Consider the following 2,471-nt stretch of genomic DNA (forward strand, 5'->3'; position numbering starts at 1 on the left):
GTAGAAGTGATCCAGTTGCAGAACCGTTCCCAAACGTTGGCGCTAGAGCTACGTTGAATGGTTGTGGTCATTGTTGGATAATTGCGATGATTTATTTTTCTAGGTTCAGGGCGGTTTGTTTGCCCGCCTAAATATACATTAAGCCATTTGTTTCGGTTTGTAAAGTGGTTTAAGGAAAAATTTTTATGCTTTAAATGAAGAATTTTTGCGTCACGGTTCTAAGAGGCAGAGCCTCGGTTTTTCCTTCCCTGTTTCAACCTGGGAACGAGACTTTCGGAGGTTCTACCTCCTCTGCTGCAAGATGTTTCAACTGGACGAAGGGAGTATCGAGCCTTACTAGTTTGTGTTGAAGTCTATATACATAACTAGATTTGTAACAATTATTATGAAGAAAGCTTTAACGTTACTGGGAAAGTACTTTTAATTAATATTTATTAATACGAAGAAAAATTATAAAATCTAAAATCGGTATAGTGCACTACAACTTACCTATCACTCAATACGGTTAACGTTATCTCTAAAAAAATAATGTTTCAAAATCTATCGTTACGAAATAAAGCTATTGGCTTTGCGATCGCATTGAGCACAGTCCCAGTACTCTTAATTGGTACTGTAGCTTATTACTTTGCCAATAATTCCATTACCCAAGACGTAATGCAATATCAAAAAGCATACGCAGTAGAAGTTGCGGATAAACTCAGCCGTTTCATGTTTGAACGTTATGGAGATATTCAAACAGTAGCTAACTTAGCTATTATCAACGATCCAAAACTTAGTCAGATTGTTTCCCAGGCACAAAAAGAAGATACACTGAATAGTTATCTAAAAGCTTACGGTATTTACGATAATATTACTATCTTTAATTTGGATGGCAGCGTAAGCGTTAAATCTAGAGGAGCGGTTGTCCAAAATCCCAAAGATCGAGATTACTTTCAACAAGCACTCAACCAAAATCAGCCCTTTGTTAGTAATCCAGAAATTTCTCCATCTATTAATGAACTAGTGATTTATTTAGTAGCACCAGTTAAAGATGCTGTAACCGGGAAAACTATTGGCATAGCCCGATCGCGATTACCGCTAAATTATATTCAAGAACGGATTAGAAGTTTTGACGATCGAGAACAGCAAATTCATATAATCGATCCTTTAGGCAAAACATTCGTATCCCCAAATAAAAAAGATATAGGTCAGGATATATATACAGAATATCCTGAGTTAAAGAAACTTCAAGCAAACAAACTAGCAGATGTAGAAATTGCTTATTCGGCAATTGATAAAACCGATAAAGTATTAGCCTTTTCTACAACTCCTACATTAACAGGTATGCCTAATCTAAACTGGTTAATCTTGATTGACAACGACACAGCAGTTGCTTTCCGGCATCAAAGAGAATTACTAATGACTCTGTTAATTGGTAGTGTAATTACGGCTTTCATAGTAAGTGCGATCGCAGTTGTCATCGCCAATCGTACCACTAAGTCTATTAATTCAATTGTTAATTCTATCACCACTTCTACATCGGAAATTGCCGCTACAATTGAGCAACAAGAACGAGTTGCTACCCAACAAGCCGCTTCCGTAAATCAAACTACTGCAACCATGACAGAGTTAGGTACATCATCTAGAGTTTCCGCAGAACAAGCCGAATCAGCAGCGGAAAATGCTCGCCAAGTATTAGCTTTAGCAGAATCATCCGCAGATGGATCGCGTCAAGTATTAGATTTAGCAGAACGAGGAACACAGACAGTAGAACGAACTTTGGTCGGAATGTCTACACTTAAAGAAAAAGTAGGATTAATCGGACAACAAACCTCACAATTAACTGAACAAACAAATCAAATTGGTAGCATTATTAATATTGTCAGTGACTTAGCTAGCCAAACAAATCTGTTAGCTTTGAATGCAGCCATAGAAGCTGTGCGTGCAGGGGAACATGGCAGAGGATTTGGTGTGGTTGCTACTGAAATTCGTAAATTGGCAGATCAATGTAAACAATCAGCGCAAAAAATTAACGCTTTAATTTTGGGTATTAAATCGTCAATTGATTCTACAGTTATTGCAACTGATGAAGGAAGAAAAACCGCAGAAGAAGGCATCAAACTTTCTCAAGATACAGCAACAGCTTTTACCGAAGTAACTCATGCAATCAATGAAGTTGTTTTGAGTAAACAACAAAATTCTCTAACGGCAATTAATGATATTGTTGTTGGTTCCCAACAAATTTCGCTTAATGCTAAACAACAAGCGATCGCCATTGAACAAGTAGCCGATGCTATGAACACCATTAATCAAGGTGCATCACAAACCGCCTGCGGCATTACCCAAACTAAAGTTGGCGTTCAAAAACTTAACGAAGTTGCCCAAGATCTCAAAGCAATAGTTTAAGAGAAGGCAGAAGGCAGAAGGCAGAAGGAAAGAAGGCAGAAGGTAAAAGGTAAGAATTCCCCTTGTCCCCTTGTCCCCTTGTCCCC

Annotated in this window: 1 protein-coding gene; it reads left to right on the forward strand. The window is 38.0% G+C overall.

Annotation, left to right across the window (positions count from 1 at the left end; translation table 11 throughout):
* Window positions 1–528: 528 nt before the first annotated feature.
* On the forward strand, window positions 529–2,385 hold the full coding sequence (locus IQ264_RS32195; RefSeq protein WP_193986801.1) for a methyl-accepting chemotaxis protein: 1,857 nt from the start codon (window positions 529–531) through the stop codon (window positions 2,383–2,385).
* Window positions 2,386–2,471: the final 86 nt, after the last annotated feature.

The sequence above is a fragment of the [Phormidium] sp. LEGE 05292 genome (assembly GCF_015207735.1).
In the GTDB taxonomy this organism is placed as follows: Bacteria; Cyanobacteriota; Cyanobacteriia; order Cyanobacteriales; family Aerosakkonemataceae; genus Floridanema.